Origin of the sequence: Cytobacillus kochii, from assembly GCF_020171845.1 — a bacterium.
In the GTDB taxonomy this organism is placed as follows: Bacteria; Bacillota; Bacilli; order Bacillales; family Cytobacillaceae; genus Cytobacillus; species Cytobacillus kochii.
The window spans coordinates 1-903 of sequence record NZ_JAIVAM010000038.1 but is presented as its reverse complement, the minus strand read 5'-3'; the positions used below and the strand labels follow the sequence as shown (position 1 = coordinate 903).

The 903-nt window shown below is 47.8% G+C and carries 2 tRNA genes and 2 rRNA genes; all 4 read right to left on the bottom strand.

From position 1 onward, the window contains the following. Positions 1 to 271, bottom strand: a 23S ribosomal RNA gene (locus LCM23_RS25705); the annotation flags it as partial. A 259-nt stretch (positions 272 to 530) separates the two neighbouring features. Next, positions 531 to 606, bottom strand: a tRNA-Ala gene (locus LCM23_RS25700). A 15-nt stretch (positions 607 to 621) separates the two neighbouring features. Then, positions 622 to 698: transfer RNA gene (locus LCM23_RS25695), tRNA-Ile, on the bottom strand. A gap of 99 nt (positions 699 to 797) precedes the next feature. Continuing rightward, positions 798 to 903 (bottom strand): 16S ribosomal RNA (locus tag LCM23_RS25690); the annotation flags it as partial.

Sequence of the window (903 nt, the reverse complement as noted above, 5' to 3'; positions counted from 1 at the left end):
GGGCTAATCCCGTTTCGCTCGCCGCTACTCAGGGAATCGCGTTTGCTTTCTCTTCCTCCGGGTACTTAGATGTTTCAGTTCCCCGGGTCTGCCTTCCATACCCTATGTATTCAGGTATGGATCCTATCCCATAACGGATAGGGGGTTTCCCCATTCGGAAATCTCCGGATCAAAGCTTACTTACAGCTCCCCGAAGCATATCGGTGTTAGTCCCGTCCTTCATCGGCTCCTAGTGCCAAGGCATTCACCGTGCGCCCTTATTAACTTAACCATTGTTCGGCTTGCGATAAGCTACGCATTTCGGCGTCAGCACACTCGTCAACATCCTCATGTGCACAAGACGCACACTCCGGTGTTTCCTCGCTCGCTTCCTTGAACTGCTTGCTTCTCACAACCCTCACGGTTGTGTTTTTTTAAAAAAGTTTAGTATCTTAAATCAATCTATAATAATAGAGAGAAAAAATAACTAAGGTGGCGATTACTCGGTAATCTTCTTCATTACATTATCTAGTTTTCAAAGAACGATTTGTTGGTGGAGCCTAGCGGGATCGAACCGCTGACCTCCTGCGTGCAAAGCAGGCGCTCTCCCAGCTGAGCTAAGGCCCCGTATAAAAGTTAAAATGGTGGGCCTAAATGGACTCGAACCATCGACCTCACGCTTATCAGGCGTGCGCTCTAACCAGCTGAGCTATAGGCCCACATAACTTCACGGTAAAGTATTTAATCATATCAAAGAGATTGCACTCTCAAAACTGAACGAACAGTCTAACATCAAGTTAATTCCGTATATTCCTTAGAAAGGAGGTGATCCAGCCGCACCTTCCGATACGGCTACCTTGTTACGACTTCACCCCAATCATCTGTCCCACCTTAGGCGGCTGGCTCCAAAAGGTTACCCCACCG